At 73.2% G+C, this 15,998-nt stretch carries 16 protein-coding genes and 1 tRNA gene; 14 read left to right on the forward strand and 3 right to left on the reverse strand.

Features of this window, described 5'->3' with window-relative positions:
- Window positions 1-31 precede the first annotated feature (31 nt).
- The 6 genes from ACF068_RS15920 to ACF068_RS15945 all read left to right on the forward strand — a co-directional run bounded on the left by ACF068_RS15920 (window position 32) and on the right by ACF068_RS15945 (window position 6,358).
- The gene (locus ACF068_RS15920) at window positions 32-1,210 is read left to right on the forward strand and encodes a glycosyltransferase family 2 protein (RefSeq protein WP_392274808.1); all 1,179 of its coding nucleotides are present in this window, start codon (window positions 32-34) and stop codon (window positions 1,208-1,210) included.
- A gap of 154 nt (window positions 1,211-1,364) precedes the next feature.
- Window positions 1,365-2,492, forward strand: coding sequence for a glutamate 5-kinase (gene proB, locus ACF068_RS15925; protein WP_392274809.1), 1,128 nt, complete (start codon window positions 1,365-1,367; stop codon window positions 2,490-2,492).
- A gap of 142 nt (window positions 2,493-2,634) precedes the next feature.
- Window positions 2,635-3,135 carry a hypothetical protein gene (locus tag ACF068_RS15930; RefSeq protein ID WP_392274810.1) on the forward strand — a complete coding sequence of 167 codons (501 nt, stop codon included), beginning with the start codon at window positions 2,635-2,637 and terminating at the stop codon, window positions 3,133-3,135.
- A 74-nt stretch (window positions 3,136-3,209) separates the two neighbouring features.
- Entirely contained in the window at window positions 3,210-4,526 is a 1,317-nt protein-coding gene (locus tag ACF068_RS15935) for a glutamate-5-semialdehyde dehydrogenase (RefSeq protein WP_392274811.1), read from the forward strand.
- 87 nt (window positions 4,527-4,613) lie between these two features.
- On the forward strand, window positions 4,614-5,198 hold the full coding sequence (locus ACF068_RS15940) for a hypothetical protein (protein ID WP_392274812.1): 585 nt from the start codon (window positions 4,614-4,616) through the stop codon (window positions 5,196-5,198).
- A gap of 65 nt (window positions 5,199-5,263) precedes the next feature.
- Window positions 5,264-6,358, forward strand: coding sequence for a hypothetical protein (locus tag ACF068_RS15945; protein WP_392274813.1), 1,095 nt, complete (start codon window positions 5,264-5,266; stop codon window positions 6,356-6,358).
- Between the two features lie 113 nt (window positions 6,359-6,471).
- On the opposite strand, the gene ACF068_RS15950 is transcribed toward ACF068_RS15945, so the two are convergent.
- Window positions 6,472-7,527 (reverse strand): M48 family metallopeptidase, encoded by a 1,056-nt coding sequence (locus ACF068_RS15950; RefSeq protein WP_392274814.1) that lies wholly within the window; start codon window positions 7,525-7,527, stop codon window positions 6,472-6,474.
- 256 nt (window positions 7,528-7,783) lie between these two features.
- Between ACF068_RS15950 and ACF068_RS15955 the strand changes: the two genes are divergently transcribed.
- The 6 genes from ACF068_RS15955 to ACF068_RS15980 all read left to right on the forward strand — a co-directional run bounded on the left by ACF068_RS15955 (window position 7,784) and on the right by ACF068_RS15980 (window position 11,749).
- Window positions 7,784-7,945, forward strand: coding sequence for a hypothetical protein (locus ACF068_RS15955; RefSeq protein ID WP_392274815.1), 162 nt, complete (start codon window positions 7,784-7,786; stop codon window positions 7,943-7,945).
- 52 nt (window positions 7,946-7,997) lie between these two features.
- Entirely contained in the window at window positions 7,998-8,618 is a 621-nt protein-coding gene (gene nadD / locus ACF068_RS15960; protein WP_189551438.1) for a nicotinate-nucleotide adenylyltransferase, read from the forward strand.
- A 19-nt stretch (window positions 8,619-8,637) separates the two neighbouring features.
- Complete coding sequence (locus tag ACF068_RS15965; protein WP_392274816.1) at window positions 8,638-10,428, forward strand: LCP family protein; 1,791 nt, start codon at window positions 8,638-8,640, stop codon at window positions 10,426-10,428.
- A 69-nt stretch (window positions 10,429-10,497) separates the two neighbouring features.
- The gene (rsfS, locus tag ACF068_RS15970; protein ID WP_392274817.1) at window positions 10,498-10,953 is read left to right on the forward strand and encodes a ribosome silencing factor; all 456 of its coding nucleotides are present in this window, start codon (window positions 10,498-10,500) and stop codon (window positions 10,951-10,953) included.
- Window positions 10,950-11,603: a histidine phosphatase family protein gene (locus ACF068_RS15975; protein ID WP_392274882.1), complete on the forward strand. Its 654-nt coding sequence runs from the start codon at window positions 10,950-10,952 to the stop codon at window positions 11,601-11,603. Before rsfS ends, ACF068_RS15975 begins: the two co-directional genes overlap by 4 nt.
- A 73-nt stretch (window positions 11,604-11,676) precedes the next feature.
- Window positions 11,677-11,749, forward strand: a tRNA-Ala gene (locus ACF068_RS15980).
- A 68-nt stretch (window positions 11,750-11,817) separates the two neighbouring features.
- Here the strand turns inward: ACF068_RS15980 and ACF068_RS15985 are convergent.
- Window positions 11,818-12,735: a helix-turn-helix transcriptional regulator gene (locus tag ACF068_RS15985; protein WP_392274883.1), complete on the reverse strand. Its 918-nt coding sequence runs from the start codon at window positions 12,733-12,735 to the stop codon at window positions 11,818-11,820.
- A gap of 111 nt (window positions 12,736-12,846) precedes the next feature.
- On the opposite strand from ACF068_RS15985, the gene ACF068_RS15990 reads away from it, so the two are divergent.
- Both ACF068_RS15990 and ACF068_RS15995 read left to right on the forward strand, forming a co-directional pair.
- Window positions 12,847-14,280 (forward strand): MFS transporter, encoded by a 1,434-nt coding sequence (locus ACF068_RS15990; RefSeq protein ID WP_392274818.1) that lies wholly within the window; start codon window positions 12,847-12,849, stop codon window positions 14,278-14,280.
- A gap of 238 nt (window positions 14,281-14,518) precedes the next feature.
- On the forward strand, window positions 14,519-14,752 hold the full coding sequence (locus tag ACF068_RS15995; protein ID WP_260226316.1) for a hypothetical protein: 234 nt from the start codon (window positions 14,519-14,521) through the stop codon (window positions 14,750-14,752).
- Here the strand turns inward: ACF068_RS15995 and ACF068_RS16000 are convergent.
- Window positions 14,731-15,951 (reverse strand): glycosyltransferase 87 family protein, encoded by a 1,221-nt coding sequence (locus ACF068_RS16000; RefSeq protein ID WP_392274819.1) that lies wholly within the window; start codon window positions 15,949-15,951, stop codon window positions 14,731-14,733. The two genes, ACF068_RS15995 and ACF068_RS16000, sit on opposite strands and share 22 nt — an antisense overlap.
- Between the last annotated feature and the right edge of the window lie 47 nt (window positions 15,952-15,998).

The raw sequence follows: 15,998 nt of genomic DNA on the forward strand, positions 1-15,998 counted from the left end.
TTGCCGTCAGGCAGGGAAGCCGGTGGTGCCGATGACCGAGAACACTCCCGACGTCAGTGTGATCATCGGGGCCTACGAGGCGATGCCGTACCTGGTGAAGTGCCTGGACTCGGTGGAGGCGCAGACCCTCGGCGCCGACCGGATCGAGATCGTCGCCGTCGACGACGGCTCGACCGACGGCACGGGCGAGTACCTGGAGCAGTTCGCGGCCCGCTCCAAGGTCCCCACCCGCGTCGTCCGGCAGGCCAACTCCGGTGGCCCCAGCGGACCGCGCAACACCGGACTCGCCCTGGCGCGCGGCCGGTACGTCTTCTTCCTCGACGCCGACGACCACTTCGGCGAGGAGGCCCTGGAACGGCTCGTCGCCATGGCCGACCGGGCCGGCACCGACGTGGTCCTCGGCAGGACCGTCGGCGTCAACCGCAACGCCGCCAAGTCGATGTGGAAGCAGACCGTCGAACGCGCCGACATCCACCGGTCCAACGTCAAGTACACGCTCAGCGCCCAGAAACTCTTCCGCCGCGATCTGCTCGTCCGGCACGGCATGCGGTTCGACGAGAAGCTGCGGACCGGCGAGGACGCGCTGTTCACGCTGGAGGCGTACCTCCGCGGCAACGGCGTCTCGGTGGTCGCGGACTACACCTGCTACTACCTGGTGGGCCGGGAGGACGGCAAGCACCTCACCAAGACGGGCGGATACGTGCCCCGCTTCGACTCGGCCAGGGCCCTGATGGAGCTCATCGCCGCGCACGAGCCGCCGGGGGAGCGCCGCGACCTGCTCATGATGCGGCCCTTCACCATCACGCTGCTGCCCCAGTTCGGTCCCGTCGTCCTCCGGCAGCCCCGCGACGTGCTGCTCGCCAAGATGGCGCTGGGCGCCCCGCTGATGGCCGCCCACTGGACCCCCGGCCTGGCCAAGCGCCTGAAGACCGAGGAGCGGCTGCGCCTGACGTGCGTCGCCATGGACCTGCCCGACGCGCTCGTGGACGTCCTCACCTTCCTCCAGGACGGCCACCGCCCGGAGCGGGTGCGCCGGCGGGGCCGCGAGTACCTGGCGTACCCGCACTTCCGCGACCCGGCCGTGGGCATCCCCGACACCGCGTACGAAGTGCGCGGCGCACCCGGCCCCTTGACCGTCGCGCGGCGCCGGGCCCGGCGGCTGGCGGGAGGGGTGCTGCGGCGGCTGCGGCGGGCCCGCCCGGCGCCCTGACCCGGTCGGGGCCGGCCGGCCGGGGAAGACGTCCGGGACGTTCCGCGGGCGCCCGGGAGGAGGCCCGTGGGAAAGCCCGGAAAGGTGTCCAGGAACCTGTCCAGCCGCTGGAACGGGCGCGCGCCGGACACCGCTCCTGGCATAGATTTCCCACGTGACAGTGGCAAGACAGTACGTAACGGAAGCCCGCCGGATCGTCGTCAAGGTCGGTTCCTCGTCCCTGACCACCGCCTCGGGCGGCCTCGACGCCGACCGCGTCGACGCGCTCGTCGACGTACTGGCCAAGGTCCGCAGCGGCGGCGAGAAGGAGATCGTGCTGGTCTCCTCCGGCGCCATCGCCGCCGGACTGGCGCCGCTCGGCCTCGCCCGGCGCCCCAAGGACCTCGCCCGCCAGCAGGCCGCCGCCAGCGTGGGCCAGGGCCTCCTGGTCGCCCGCTACACCGCGTCCTTCGCCCGCTACGGCGTACGCGTCGGCCAGGTGCTGCTCACCACCGACGACACCAGCCGCCGCGCCCACTACCGCAACGCCTACCGCACGCTCGACCAGCTACTCGCCATGGGCGCCCTCCCGGTCGTCAACGAGAACGACACGGTCGCCACCGACGAGATCCGCTTCGGCGACAACGACCGGCTCGCCGCCCTGGTGGCCCATCTGGTGCGGGCCGACCTGCTGGTGCTGCTCTCCGACGTGGACGGCCTGTACGACGGCGACCCGTCCAAGCCCGGCACCTCGCGCATCGCGGAGGTGCGCGGCCCCGCCGACCTGGAGGGCGTCGAGATCGGCTCGGCCGGCAAGGCGGGAGTCGGCACCGGCGGCATGGTCACCAAGGTCGAGGCCGCCCGGATCGCGGCCGCCGCCGGCGTACCGGTCGTCCTCACCTCGGCCAGCCGCGCCGCCGACGCCCTCGCCGGCCGCGACACCGGCACCTACTTCCGCCGCACCGGCCGCAGGTCCGCCGACCGGCTGCTGTGGCTGGCGCACGCCTCCACCCCGCAGGGCGCGCTGGTCCTGGACGACGGCGCGGTGCGGGCGGTCGTCGAGGGCCGCAAGTCCCTGCTCCCGGCGGGCATCGCGGCCGTCGAGGGGGACTTCGGCGCCGGCGACCCCGTCGAGCTGCGCGACGCCACCGGCCGCGCCGTCGCCCGGGGGCTCGTCAGCTTCGACGCCAAGGAGATCCCCCAGCTACTGGGCCGGTCCACCCGGGAACTGGCCAAGGAGCTCGGCCCGGCGTACGAGCGGGAGGTCGTACACAGGGACGATCTCGTCCTGCTCACCTCCTAGACCCGTCCCAGAACGGCTGAAAGTCCCGCCATCCGCCAGAGACCTTCACCAAAACCGCCCCACGTTCCGCGCAGGACTGGTCAACTTTGTCTCAGGGGTAAGCGGGGTGACAGCACCACGACGCACAAACAGGAGGCCGCCGGTGAGACGAGCGCGCCCAGGGGCACTGCCCCGAGGGACGGCCGAACGGGCCTTGACGAGTGTCGAGGCCGGGGCCGACTTCGACGACACCGTCCTCGACGAAGGCGCCCCGGGCCGGCAGTCCGGCGGCCGGCCGGAGCGGCACGTCCCGGACCGGCCGGTGTCCAAGCTGTGGCACATCACCCTCAGCGTCTCCGGCCGGGCGGCCCCGCTCAAGGACGTCAGAGCGGCCCTGGAGCAGCTCGCCCATGACCACCCCTTCCTGCTGACCAGCAGATACGCCGACGATCACGCCGAGATCCGGTACTGGGAGGAGGCCCGCGACCTGCACGACGCCGCCGCGGTCGCCCTCCGGCTGTGGGGCGAGCACCGGCAGACCGCCAAGCTGCCGCCGTGGGAGATCGTCGGCCTGGAGGTCATCGATCGCGAGACGTACCACCTCAGGATCGCGGAGGGTTACGGTCCGCCACCGGCCGCCCCCGTGGGCGTACACCCGTACTGACGTACCGGCCGCGGGGCGTCTCGCAGAGCGGGATGTGGGAGGAACGCCCGCCGGGAGCGCATTACGCTGCGAGTATGACCTCGTCGCATTCCCCCGCCTCCGCCACCTCGCCGTCCGTCACGCCGTACGACGACATGACCCCGGTCGTCCGTGCCGCCTACCGGGCCCGTGCGGCCGCCGCCGAAATCGCGCCACTCCCGCGTGCGGCCAAGGACGACGCGCTGCTGGCGATCGCGGACGCCCTGGAGGTGCGGACGAGCGAGATCGTCGAGGCCAACGCCGAGGACGTCGCCCGGGCCCGGGAGGCCGGCACCAGCGGGTCGATCATCGACCGGCTGACGCTCACCCCCGAGCGGGTGCGGGCCATCGCCGCCGACGTGCGGGACGTGGCCGCGCTGCCCGACCCGGTCGGCGAGGTCGTCCGCGGCTCCACCCTCCCCAACGGCATCGACCTCCGGCAGGTCCGCGTCCCGCTGGGCGTGGTCGGCATCATCTACGAGGCCCGGCCGAACGTGACGGTCGACGCCGCCGCCCTGTGCCTGAAGTCCGGCAACGCGGTCCTGCTGCGCGGCTCCTCCTCCGCGTACTCCTCCAACAGCGCCCTGGTCCGCGTCCTGCGCGACGCGGTCGGCGGCGCGGGCCTCCCCGCGGACGCGGTGCAGCTGGTGCCCGGCGAGTCCCGCGACTCGGTGCGCGAGCTGATGCGCGCCCGCGGTCTGGTCGACGTGCTGATCCCGCGCGGCGGCGCCTCCCTGATCCGCACCGTCGTCGAGGAGTCCACCGTCCCGGTCATCGAGACCGGCACCGGCAACTGCCACGTCTACGTCGACGCCCAGGCCGACCTCGACATGGCCGTCGACATCCTGATCAACTCCAAGGCCCAGCGGCCCAGCGTCTGCAACGCCGCCGAGACCCTCCTCGTCCACCAGGACATCGCCGACACCTTCCTGCCGCGCGCCCTGGACGCCCTCGCCGAAGCCGGTGTCACCGTGCACGGCGACGAGCGGGTCCAGGGGTACGCCGGTGCCTCGAAGGCCACCGTCGTGGCGGCCACGGCCGAGGACTGGGAGACCGAGTACCTCTCGTACGACATCGCCGCCGCCGTCGTCGACTCGCTGGACGCCGCCGTGTCCCACATCCGGCTGTGGACCTCCGGGCACACCGAGGCGATCGTCACCACCTCCCAGGCGGCCGCCCGCCGCTTCACCCAGCTGGTGGACTCCACGACGGTCGCGGTCAACGCGTCCACCCGTTTCACGGACGGTGGCCAGTTCGGCTTCGGCGCGGAGATCGGCATCTCCACGCAGAAGCTCCACGCCCGCGGCCCCATGGGCCTGCCGGAGCTGACGTCGACCAAGTACATCGTCACGGGCGACGGTCACACCCGGTAGCCGGCGGCGCCGGACGGAGCACGGAGGCGGGTGGGGAGAGTTGCGCTCTCCCTGCCCAAAAGCACCTCCCCGGTCTACTCTGAAGGCGTGCCGGACGACGTGGGGGGCAAGCCGTTACCGGACGGCTGGGAGCCCGACGACGACCGCGGGGGCGCCGATGAGGACATCGCCTCCGTGGTGTTCGACGAGGACTTCGTACGGGCCGCCACCATCCACGAACCCAGCGCCGTCGAGCGGCTGTTGGCCGCCGCCCAGGCGCGCGCGGACGCCGAGGCCGCCCGCTCCGGAGCCGGCGGCCCCGCGGCCGACGACGAGCGGTACGACGACCACCACGGCCCCGGGGGCCGCGTCCACGGGTACGGCGGTGTGTACGGCCCCGCCGAGGACCACGACCCCTACGGGGCGCACGGAGGGGCCCTGCGTCCGTACCGGCCCAGCTCCCGCTGGCACCGTCCGGTGGCCTGGGTCCTCGCCGTGGTGATGGGCGTCGGCATGGTCGCCCTCGCCTTCACGGCCGTCTACCGGGGCACCTCCGGCGGCCGGGGCGGACCGGTCCCGGCCCCGGCGACCAGCGGCATCGACACGCCCTCCCCGGCCCCCGCCGTGACACCGCGCCCCGCCTCCGCCGAGTACGGCGCCCCGCCCGTGCCCGCCGCGCCGCGAACGCCCTGAGGCCACCCGTATGTTGTCCCGCACCAGCGCGTTTACCGGAGCCCCGCGCGACCTACCCTGAAGGTATGGCAGGGCGTGGCGACCCGCCCGAGGGGACGCCGGAGGGGCTCCCCGGGGGTGGTGAGGACGAGTACCGGTCCGTCGTCTTCGACGAGTCGTTCGTCCGCGCTGCCCGTCTCCAGGAGTACTCCGCGCGGGAGCGCATGGGCGAGCACGCCCGGGCCGTGCGCAGCCGCCCCGCCTGGGGCAGGGCGCCCGCGCACCCCCGGCCCCGCCAGGGCGCACTGGTGTTCGTCCTGGTGCTCGCGGTGGTCTTCGCCGCCGTCGTCTACCTGAGCGCCCGGAACACCTACCAGCCCCTGCTCGACCGGCGCGCCGAGCCGCTGCGGAGCATGGTGGCCCCGCTGGCCCCGCAGGGCACGGTCCCCGGCGGGGACCCGGCCTTCCTGTACGCCCACAGCCCCGCCGCCCAGTTCCGCACGGGCGCCGCCGGCATCACCTTCCCCGCGGCCGAGCGCACCGCCCACTTCTCGGAGAGCCAGGTGGTGACCGCGCTCAGCACCGCCAAGGACTACCTGGTGCAGTCCTCGCTCGACCCGGACGTGCTGACCGGCGCCGCCGTACGCCAGGTGCGCCTCCTGCTGGACCCCGAGCAGGCGGAGCAGTTCGACCGCAGCGTCGAGTCCCCGGCCGACGACGGGCGGCACGCCGCCACGGGGTGGCTGGTGCGCTTCGACCCGGCCGAGGCGGCCCTGGCGGGCACCCAGGCGCGCGTACGGGGCACCATGCGGGTCACGGAGGTCGAGCCCGACGCCCTGGAGGTCGCCACGGACCACACGCTGGTCTACGCCGTGCGCCCGGCCGGCGCGGGCGCGGACGCCGACGCCTCGCTGTTCACCGTCCGCCGTGAGCTGGTTCTGCGCTTCGACCGCGAGGACCTGCGCATGCACCGGGCGGAGCTGCTGGCCGGGCGTGTGCAGGCCGGCCCGCAGTCCTGCTCGGCGGACCCGTCGGGCGCCCTGCACCCGGTGTTCGCCGGGCAGCGCGCCGATCCGGCGGGCCCGGCGGTCACCGACCCGTACGCCACCGGCAGCCGGGCCGCCGCCGCCCTGTGCGGGGCGCTGGCGCCCGGCGCCCAGCCCTCCCGCCCGGGCCCCTGACGCCCGGGGTGTCGAGGGCGTCGGGGCTCCGGGGCCGTCAGGCCCGGGGCGCCGGGCGCGTCAGGCTCGGGGTCCCGACGCCCCGGGTGTCAGGGCGCCGGTGCTCCGGGGCGTCAGGGCTCCTGGCGTCCGGACTCCTGGGGGCCCGAGCCGCCCGCGAACCGGTCGCGGAGCTTGCCGCCCAGGTCGCCCGCGCCCCCGGCTATGTCGCCGACCAGCTTCATCAGCGGGTCCTTGCTGCCCCGCACCGACTCCGCGTAGTGCGAGGCGGACTCGCGGAACGAGTCGGTGACCGAGGTGTCCTTGTCCTCCGAGCGGCGCGGGTAGTGACCGTCCATGATCCGCTGGTGGTCGCGGCTCTCGGCCCACTTCTTCAGCTCGGCGGCCCGCACCGTGGTGAACGGGTGGGAGCGCGGCAGCACGTTCAGGATCTTGAGCACCGAGTCGCGCAGGTCGCCCCCCGCCTCGTATTCCTCCGCCTGCTCCAGGAACGCGTCCACGTTCATCTCGTGCAGGTGGTTGCCGCCCGCGATCTTCATCAGCCCGCGCATCGACGCCTTCAGGTCCTGGCCCACCAGCAGACCGGCCCGGTCCGCCGAGAGCTCGGACTTGCGGAACCACTCGCGCAGCGCCGTCACGATCGCCATGACCGCGACGTTCCCCAGCGGGATCCAGGCGATCTTCAGGGCCAGGTTGGTGAGGAACAGCAGTACCGTGCGGTACACCGCGTGGCCCGACAGCGCGTGCCCCACCTCGTGCCCGACGACCGCCCGCATCTCCTCCTCGTCCAGCAGCTCCACCAGACCGGTGGTGACGACGATGATCGGCTCGTCCAGCCCGATGCACATGGCGTTGGGCTTGGGGTCCTGCGTGACGTACATCGCCGGGACCTTCTCCAGGTCCAGGATGTAACAGGCGTCCCGCAGCATGGTGTTGAGGTGCGCGAACTGGGCGTCGCTCACCCGCACGGAGTCCGACAGAAAGAGCAGTCGCAGACTGCGCTCCGGCAGCAGCCCGCTCAGCGCCTTGAAGACCGTGTCGAAGCCGCTCAGCTTGCGCAGGGCCACGAGCGCCGACCGGTCCGCCGGGTGCTCGTAGGCCCGGGACGAGATGCCCGGGAACCGCCTGCGCTGCCTGCCCGGCACCTGGTCGTGACTGCTGTCGGTCATGAATGCCCCCTCTTCGTACGAGATCCGCCTCGTCCCCCTGACGGCCCCCAGCGTAGGCGCTGGAGTCACGGCGCGGCCGGGCCTGTGGACAACCGCCCGGGCGGCCCCGCCCGCCCGGCTCCCGCCGCGTGGCCCCCGCGGCACCGGCCGACGACACCGACCGCAACCACTGAGTCGGCGTGAGCGTCCCCGGACGGCCCGCATACGATGTGCGCGAAGTCTCCGCTCCGACTCCGATGGATAGGTCCTGCCGAAGATGAGCCTCCCCACCACCGCCGCCAGCCTCGTCACGCTCGCCGAAGGCGCCGAGCACGGCGGCAACCACGCCAGCCTCAGCCCGTACCTCACCGGCGGTGGCGCCTTCGTCGTCCTGCTCCTGCTGCTGTGGATCACCACGCGCTTCAACCGCGACCGCTGAGCCCGCGACCGCCGGGACCGCCCGCGGCACCGTGCCAGTAGGCTCTGCACGCATGGGAGACCAGCAAGTGCCGACCAGTTCCGGCAAACGCCGACTCGGCGTGATGGGCGGGACGTTCGACCCGATCCACCACGGACACCTGGTGGCCGCCAGCGAGGTGGCCGCCCTGTTCCACCTGGACGAGGTGGTGTTCGTACCGACCGGGCAGCCGTGGCAGAAGAGCCACAAGAACGTCTCCCCGGCGGAGGACCGCTACCTGATGACGGTCATCGCCACGGCGTCCAACCCGCAGTTCTCGGTCAGCCGCATCGACATCGACCGCGGCGGGCCGACGTACACCATCGACACGCTGCGGGACCTCCGTGACCTCAACGAGGACACGGACCTGTTCTTCATCACCGGAGCGGACGCGCTGTCCCAGATCATGCCGGGCTGGCGCAACGCCGAGGAGCTCTTCTCGCTCGCCCACTTCATCGGGGTGACCCGTCCGGGCCACGACCTGTCGGACGACGGGCTGCCCGAGGGCGGGGTCTCCCTGGTCGAGGTGCCGGCGCTGGCCATCTCCTCCTCGGACTGCCGGGCGCGGGTCGCCGCGGGCGATCCCGTCTGGTACCTGGTGCCGGACGGCGTGGTGCGCTACATCGACAAGCGCCAGTTGTACCGGGGCGAATGAGCCACGGAGAGGGGCACCGGTGAACGACCAGCAGAACCCGTACGACCCGTACTACCCGCCGCAGCCGCAGATCGTCGGCTACGACGCCTACGGGCAGCCGGTGTACCAGCAGGCTCAGCAGTACCAGGAGCCGCAGCAGGCCCAGCAGTACGACCCGTACGCGCAGCCCCAGCAGACCTACGGTTACGACCAGTACGCGCAGCAGCCGCAGCAGCAGTCCCAGCAGCCGCAGTACGACACGTCGTACGACGCGTCGTTCACCCAGCAGGGCTACGGCTACGAGGGGTACGCCACCGGGTACGACACCGCCCCCCAGGCCCCCGCCGCCCAGGCGCCCGCCCCGCCGTACCAGGCGCCGCAGCCGCAGCCGCAGCCGCAGCCCCAGCAGCCGGTCCCGCGCCCCCGGGCCGACGCCGCGCCCCCCGCGGCCGTCCCCGGACCGCGCCGCCCGGCACCCGGACCGGAGCGGGAGCAGGACGGGACGCGGGACGGAGCCCGTGGCGGGGCGCAGGAGCCGGAGTACCGCACCGAGCAGTTCGCCTTCGTCGAGGACCCGGACGAGGAGTCCGAGGACGTCATCGACTGGCTCAAGTTCACCGAGAGCCGCTCCGAGCGCCGTGAGGAGGCCAAGCGGCGGGGCCGCAACCGGGTCGTCGCCCTGGTCGTCGTGCTCGCCGTGGCGCTCATCGGCGGCGTCGGCTACCTGTGGGCGACGGACGCCCTTCCCGGCATGTCCGACGGGGAGACGAAGCGTGGCGCCACCGCGAGCGGCCCCCAGAAGCGGGACGTCATCGTCCTGCACCTGCACGACATCGCGACCAAGGAGACCTCCACGGCGCTGCTGGTCGACAACGCCACGACCGGACAGGGCACCACCGTCCTGCTGCCGGACTCCCTCTCCGTCGCCAATGACGACGGCACCACCACCACGCTCGCCAAGTCGGTCGACGAGGACGGCTCCGCCGGCACGCGCGAGGCCATCGGCGCCCTGCTCGGCACCAGGATCACCGGCACCTGGCGGCTCGACACCCCGTACCTGGAAAACCTGGTCGAGCTGGTCGGCGGCATCGAGACCAGCACGGACACCGATGTGCCGGGCGCGAAGAAGGGCGACGCGCCCCTGGTCACCAAGGGCGAGGACCAGACGCTGAACGGCCGCGCGGCCGTCGCGTACGCCACCCACCGCGGGCCGGGCGAGGCGGAGGCCGCGCAACTCCAGCGGTTCGGCCAGGTGGTCCTCGGAGTGCTGCGCAAGATGTCGGACGACCCGGCGTCGGCGACGGTCACGGTCCAGACGCTGGCGCAGATCCTGGACCCGTCCCTGCCGGAGAAGGACCTGGGCGCCTCCCTCGCCAAGCTCGCCGAGCACGCCAAGGTGGGCGACTACAGGACGGCGCTGCTGCCCGTACGGGAGGACGGCACCCTCGGCGAGGAGGCCACCGGCAGTGTGGTGAAGGACATCCTGGGCGGCTCGGTCAGCGCGCCGGAGCAGGGGGCCGCGGTACGGGTCGGCGTCCGGAACGCCTCCGGGGACGCGGACGCCACCGAGGCGGCGCGGATCGCGCTGGTCAACGGCGGCTACGCGGTCGTCGACGGCGGAAAGGCGGACGAGGAGTCGTCGTCGCAGGTCATCTATGGTGACGCCGCACAGAAGGCGAAGGCCGAGGAGGTCGCCAAGACCCTGGGTCTGCCCGCCGGGGCCGTGGAGCAGGGCAAGGCGGCGGCCAACGCCGACGTCACCGTCGTCCTGGGCCGGGACTACGAGCCCCGGCGGGGCCCCGGTACGGAGGCGGGCCAAGGGGCCGGGTAATGGTTTGCCGGGCTGTCGGCGGTACGTGAGACCCTGGGGGTGTTCTGGACCGCCGACGAAAGCCTGCATGTGACCGCCACTGACCGCTCCATCGAGCTCGTGACCGCCGCCGCCCAGGCGGCTGCCGACCGGCTCGCGCACGACATCATCGCCTACGACGTCAGCGACGTGCTGTCGATCACCGACGCCTTCCTGCTCGCCTCCGCGCCCAACGACCGCCAGGTCAAGTCGATCGTCGACGAGATCGAGGAGCGGCTCAACAAGGACCTCGGCGCCAAGCCGGTCCGCCGCGAGGGCGACCGCGACGCCCGCTGGATCCTGCTGGACTACGTCGACATCGTCGTGCACGTCCAGCACAGCGAGGAGCGGGTCTTCTACGCCCTCGAGCGGCTGTGGAAGGACTGCCCCGAGCTCCCGCTCCCCGAGGACGCCCTGAAGACCCGCGGCAAGGCGGAGGAGCACGCCCGGCTCACCGGCGCCGACGCCACGGACGGCCCGGACGCCTCGGACGGTGATCGGAGCTGAACGGCAGCAAGGGCGGCAGGGGCCGCCGCATCGTCCTGTGGCGGCACGGCCAGACGGCGTGGAACCTGGAGCGCCGCTTCCAGGGCACCACGGACATCGAGCTGACCGACACGGGCGTCGGCCAGGCGCGCCGTGCCGCACGGCTGCTCGCGGCCCTGAAGCCGGACGCGATCGTCGCGTCCGACCTCCGGCGCGCGTCCGCCACGGCGGCCCAGCTCGCCGCGATCACCGGCCACCAGGTCAACCACGACCCCGCGCTGCGCGAGACGTACGCGGGGGAGTGGCAGGGCCTGACCCACGAGGAGATCGTGGCGCGGTACGGCGAGCAGTACGCCGCGTGGAAGCGCGGCGAGCCGGTGCGCCGCGGCGGGGGCGAGCTGGAGACGGAGGTGGCCGACCGGGCCGCCCCCGTGGTGCTGGCGCACGCCGACAAGCTGCCCGACGACGGCACCCTCGTCGTGGTCAGCCACGGCGGCACCATCCGCACCACCATCGGCCGGCTCCTCGGCCTGGAGGCGCACCACTGGGAGGGTCTGGGCGGGCTCTCCAACTGCTGCTGGTCCGTCCTCGGTGAGGGCGCGCGTGGCTGGCGGCTGCTGGAACACAACGCCGGAACGCTCCCCGAACCGGTCCTCGGCGACGACGACTGACCCGGATTTCACTTTCCGGCAGGTCACAGGCTAAAGTTCTTCTTGTTCGCAGCGCGGAGCGCGAAGAACACGAGGGGCTATAGCTCAGTTGGTAGAGCGCCTGCATGGCATGCAGGAGGTCAGGAGTTCAATTCTCCTTAGCTCCACAGACACCGGATCCCGTCCCCACCAGGGGGCGGGATTCGTGCTTTCCCCCTCGGCCCCGGGACCGGCATCACGCCGTGTCCGTGTCCCCGGCACACAGCTTGCCGATCGCCCGCATGCTCTCCTCGTCGTTCGGGGTGTACGCCACGATCCGGCACCCCGGCATGCCGTTGATCGACAGCGACACCGACGTCATCCGGACCTCCCCCACGTCCTCGTGCCGGAAGGTCTTCACCCGCGGCCCCGGCGGCGCCACGTTCCCGCTCTCCCACAACCTGGTGAAGTACGGGCTGGCCGCGGTCAGCCGGGCGATGAACGACTCCCACGCCGGCTCGCCGACGTGCCGCCCGTACGCCCCGCGGAGCTGCGCCACCATCAGCGGCAGCTCGGCCTCCTTGTCGACCAGCGGGCACACCGGGTCCGGCACCGTGAACAGCGTCCAGAGCACGTTGCGCATCCCGAACTCGCCGTACCCCGGCCGCTCGAACAGCAGCCGGTAGGCCCGGTTGGTGGCGAGGATGTCGTACCGCGTGTTGTAGACCACGGCCGGGCGCGGGTCCAGGGCGTCGATGATGCCCTGGATCTCCGGCCCCGCCCGCTCCACGTCCACCGGCCGGTCCGGCGCGTACGGCACCTCGGCCAGGTGGTAGAGGTGCTCCCGCTCCGGCCGGTCCAGCCGCAGGGTCCGCGCCACCGCGTCCAGGACCTGGGCGGAGGCGTTGATCCGGCGGCCCTGCTCCAGCCAGGTGTACCAGGTCACCCCGACGCCGGAGAGCTGGGCGACCTCCTCGCGGCGCAGGCCCGGTGTGCGGCGCCGCAGCCCCGGCGGCAGGCCGACGTCCGCCGGTGTCACCCTGGCCCGGCGGCCGCGCAGGAAGGCGGCCAGCTCCGTCCTCCGGCGCTGCCCCGCCCGGCCCGCCTGCTCGTCCGCCTGCCCGGACGCCCGCTCGCCCGCCTGCCCGGACGCCTGCTCGTCCCGTACCGCCATCGTCGTCACACCCCCATGGTCGACGGACCGCCCCGCCCTTGCCAGGTGCTGTCAGTACCAGGACCAGCGGGCTCTCGTTACCCGTACTGGATCGGCGGCAGGCTCGACGCCATGACGACGACCACGACAAGTCCCGTACTCAGTAAAGACGGTGGCACCGACAATCCATCCCGGTGGCTGCTCGGCGCGGTGCTCGCCGGGCAGTTCATGGCACTGCTGGACACCTTCATCGTCAACGTCGCCGCACCCACCATCCGTACCGAACTCGGCGCGTCCGGAGCCGCGTTGCAGCTGGTCATCGCCGGCTACACGGTCGCCTACGCGATCCTGCTGATCACCGGCGCCCGGCTCGGGGACCTCGTCGGGCACCGCCGGATGTACCTGGGCGGTCTCGCGCTGTTCACCGTCTCCTCGCTGGCGTGCGGGCTCGCCGGCGGCGCCGGGCAGCTCATCGCCTTCCGGCTCGCCCAGGGGGCCGGGGCGGCGCTGATGATCCCGCAGGTGCTCAGCCTCATCCAGCGCCACTTCACCGGCGAGGGACGGGTGCGGGCGCTCGGCGCCTACTCCGCGGTGCTCGCCACCGGGGCGGCGGCCGGTCAGGTCGTGGGCGGCGTCCTGGTCAGCGCGGACCTGTTCGGCGCGAGCTGGCGGCCCGTGTTCCTCGTCAACGTCCCGATCGGGCTCGCCCTGCTGGTGCTCGGCGCGCGCGTCCTGCCCCGGGACCGCGAGGACGCCGCCGAGCGCGCCAGGGGCCTCGACCTGCCGGGCCTGGTACTGCTGGCGGCAGCCGTCTGTCTGTTCACCCTGCCGCTGGTCCTGGGCCAGGAGCAGGACTGGCCCGTCTGGACCTGGGTCTCCCTAGCCGGCTCGGCGGTGCTGTTCACCGTGTTCTGCCGCCACGAATCGGTGCTCGCCCGGCGCGGGGGCGCCCCGCTGGTCGCGCCGCGCGTGCTGCGGATCCCCGGCATGGGCACCGCGGTGGTGCGGATCGCCGTGGTGATGGGCGTCAACGCGGGTTTCCTGTTCGCGATGACCCTGCACGTCCAGGGCGGCCTGGGCTACAGCCCGCTGCGCGCCGGCCTGACCTTCGCCCCGACCGCGGTCGTCTTCGGCGTGGTCGGCCTGACCTGGCGGCGCTGGCCGGCGGCGTGGCGGCGGGCCCTGGTGCCGGGCGGGTTCCTGCTCAGCGCCGCGGCCGCGGTGGCCTCCGGCTGGGTGCTGCGGGACGGGCAGGCCGGCGGTCCGGCGATGTACGGGGCGTTCATCGCCCTGGGCGTCGGGCTGTCGCTCGCCTTCAGCCCCGTCCTGACCGGCGCGCTGGCGACCGTACGCCAGGAGGACGCCGCCGACGCCAGCGGCCTGCTGGCCACCGTCACCCAGCTCGGCCAGCTGATCGGCGTCGCGACGTTCGGCACGCTCTTCCTGAGCCGCCTCACCGCGCCCGGGGCCCAGGCATCGGCCGACGCGCTGTGGGTATGTGCCCTGGCGCTGGCCGCCGCGTCGGTCGTCGGGGCGTCCGCGGGGCTGGTGCGCCGACCCCGCTGACCCCCGTGCCGGGCCATGGCAGAATCGGACGGCCGGAGGGGGACGACGGTCCGGACGGGAGGGAGTGCGCGATGGCGGCCAGCGGTTTCGAGGAGGCTTCCGACCCGCTCACCGCGGCGCGGCCGCGCCTCGGGCTCGGCTGCCCCTCCTGCGGTTCGGCCCACGTGGCCCAAGTGCTCGGTGACAATGGCGGGGTGTCCTACGTGTGCACGTCCTGCGGCCACAGCTGGAGCTGATCATGGGTGCGCACAGGCGGAAATGCGACTGGTGCGGCAGCGGTACGCCGATCGTCCGGGACATGGACCCGGTCAACGCCGAGTACCAGTACTGGTGCGAGGAGTGCGCGCGGGCGCTGATCATAAAAGGCGACCCCATCGAGACCTACCGGGAGCTCGAGGGGGAGCCCATCTACGGGCGCCTGCTCGACGAGCACTGCACCCTCAAGCGGTTCTACTCGTTCGCCACCGCGTGACCCGTCCGCCGCGGCCGCGCCCCGAACGCGGCCAGCACACCCAGCCCGACCAGCGTGTAGAGCCCGGACAGCAGCATCTGCCAGCCGTTCTGGTGCAGTTCCAGGCGCACCGGGGCGGGCGCGTGCGGCACCCACCACAGGGCGAACGACGCGAAGACCAGGCCCACGCCGGCCGTCCAGCCCGGCCGCGCGCGGGTCGCCAGCAGGACCAGCGTCGGCACACACCACACCCAGTGGTGCGACCAGGAGATGGGGCTCACCAGCAGGGCCGTGATCGCGCACACCACCACGGCCACCGGCCGGTCGTCCCGCAGCGCCGCCAGCACCGCGACCGTGATTCCCGCCACACCGACCACGACCGCCGCGATCAGCCACCACACCCCCGGATCGGTGGTGTGCAACAGCCGGGCCAGCACACCGTTCAGCGACTGGTTCGCCGTCTCCTCCTTGCGCCCGACCCGACTGGTCTCGAAGATCATCTCGGTCCAGAAGCGGCGTGAGTCGTACGGCAGGACGAGCGCGGACGCCACCGTCACCGCGGCGAACACCCCGGTGGCCGTGGCCGCCTGCCGCAGCCACGGGTTCCACCTCTCCTCCGGGCCCCCCGCACGCGCGCGTGCCACCCCCACGGCCAGGAGCAGCACGACGAACAGCCCCGGGGTCAGCTTCACCGCCGTGGCCAGCCCGATCCCCACCCCGGCCCACCGGTTGTCCGCCCGCCGGGTCAGGTCCCACAGCACCGCGACCGCGATCAGCAGGTTGATCTGCCCGTACCGCAGCGTCGTCCACACCGGCTCGCACCACACCAGGACCGCGGCCACCCACAGCGCCGTGCCCGGCCGGTCCCGGCCGACCAGGCGCAGCGACAGGTGCACCAGCGCCAGCAGCAGGAGCAGGTTCCCGGCGGTGGCCAGGGTCCGCATCTCGGGGACCCCGAGCAGCGTCAGCGGGGTGAACAGCAGCGCCGCGAACGGCGGGTAGGTCGTCGGGAGGTTCGCCGATGTGGCGCGCATCGCATACAGATCGCCCCCGGCCAGTACCGTCTCGCCCTCCGCGCGGTAGACGGAGAGGTCCAGCATGGTGACGTTGGCGGCGCGCTGCGCCATCCAGAAGGCCACGAAGGACAGCACACAGGCCGTTGCGGCGGCGGCCACGGGCAGTTCCCGCAGGCGCGCCCGGAGGGTCAGGGTCACGGTCACGAGGGGCGACGCTACCCGCCGGAGCCGTGAGGCCCGTAAACGATTTG

Source organism: Streptomyces sp. NPDC016309 (assembly GCF_043077235.1).
Classification (GTDB): Bacteria; Actinomycetota; Actinomycetes; order Streptomycetales; family Streptomycetaceae; genus Streptomyces.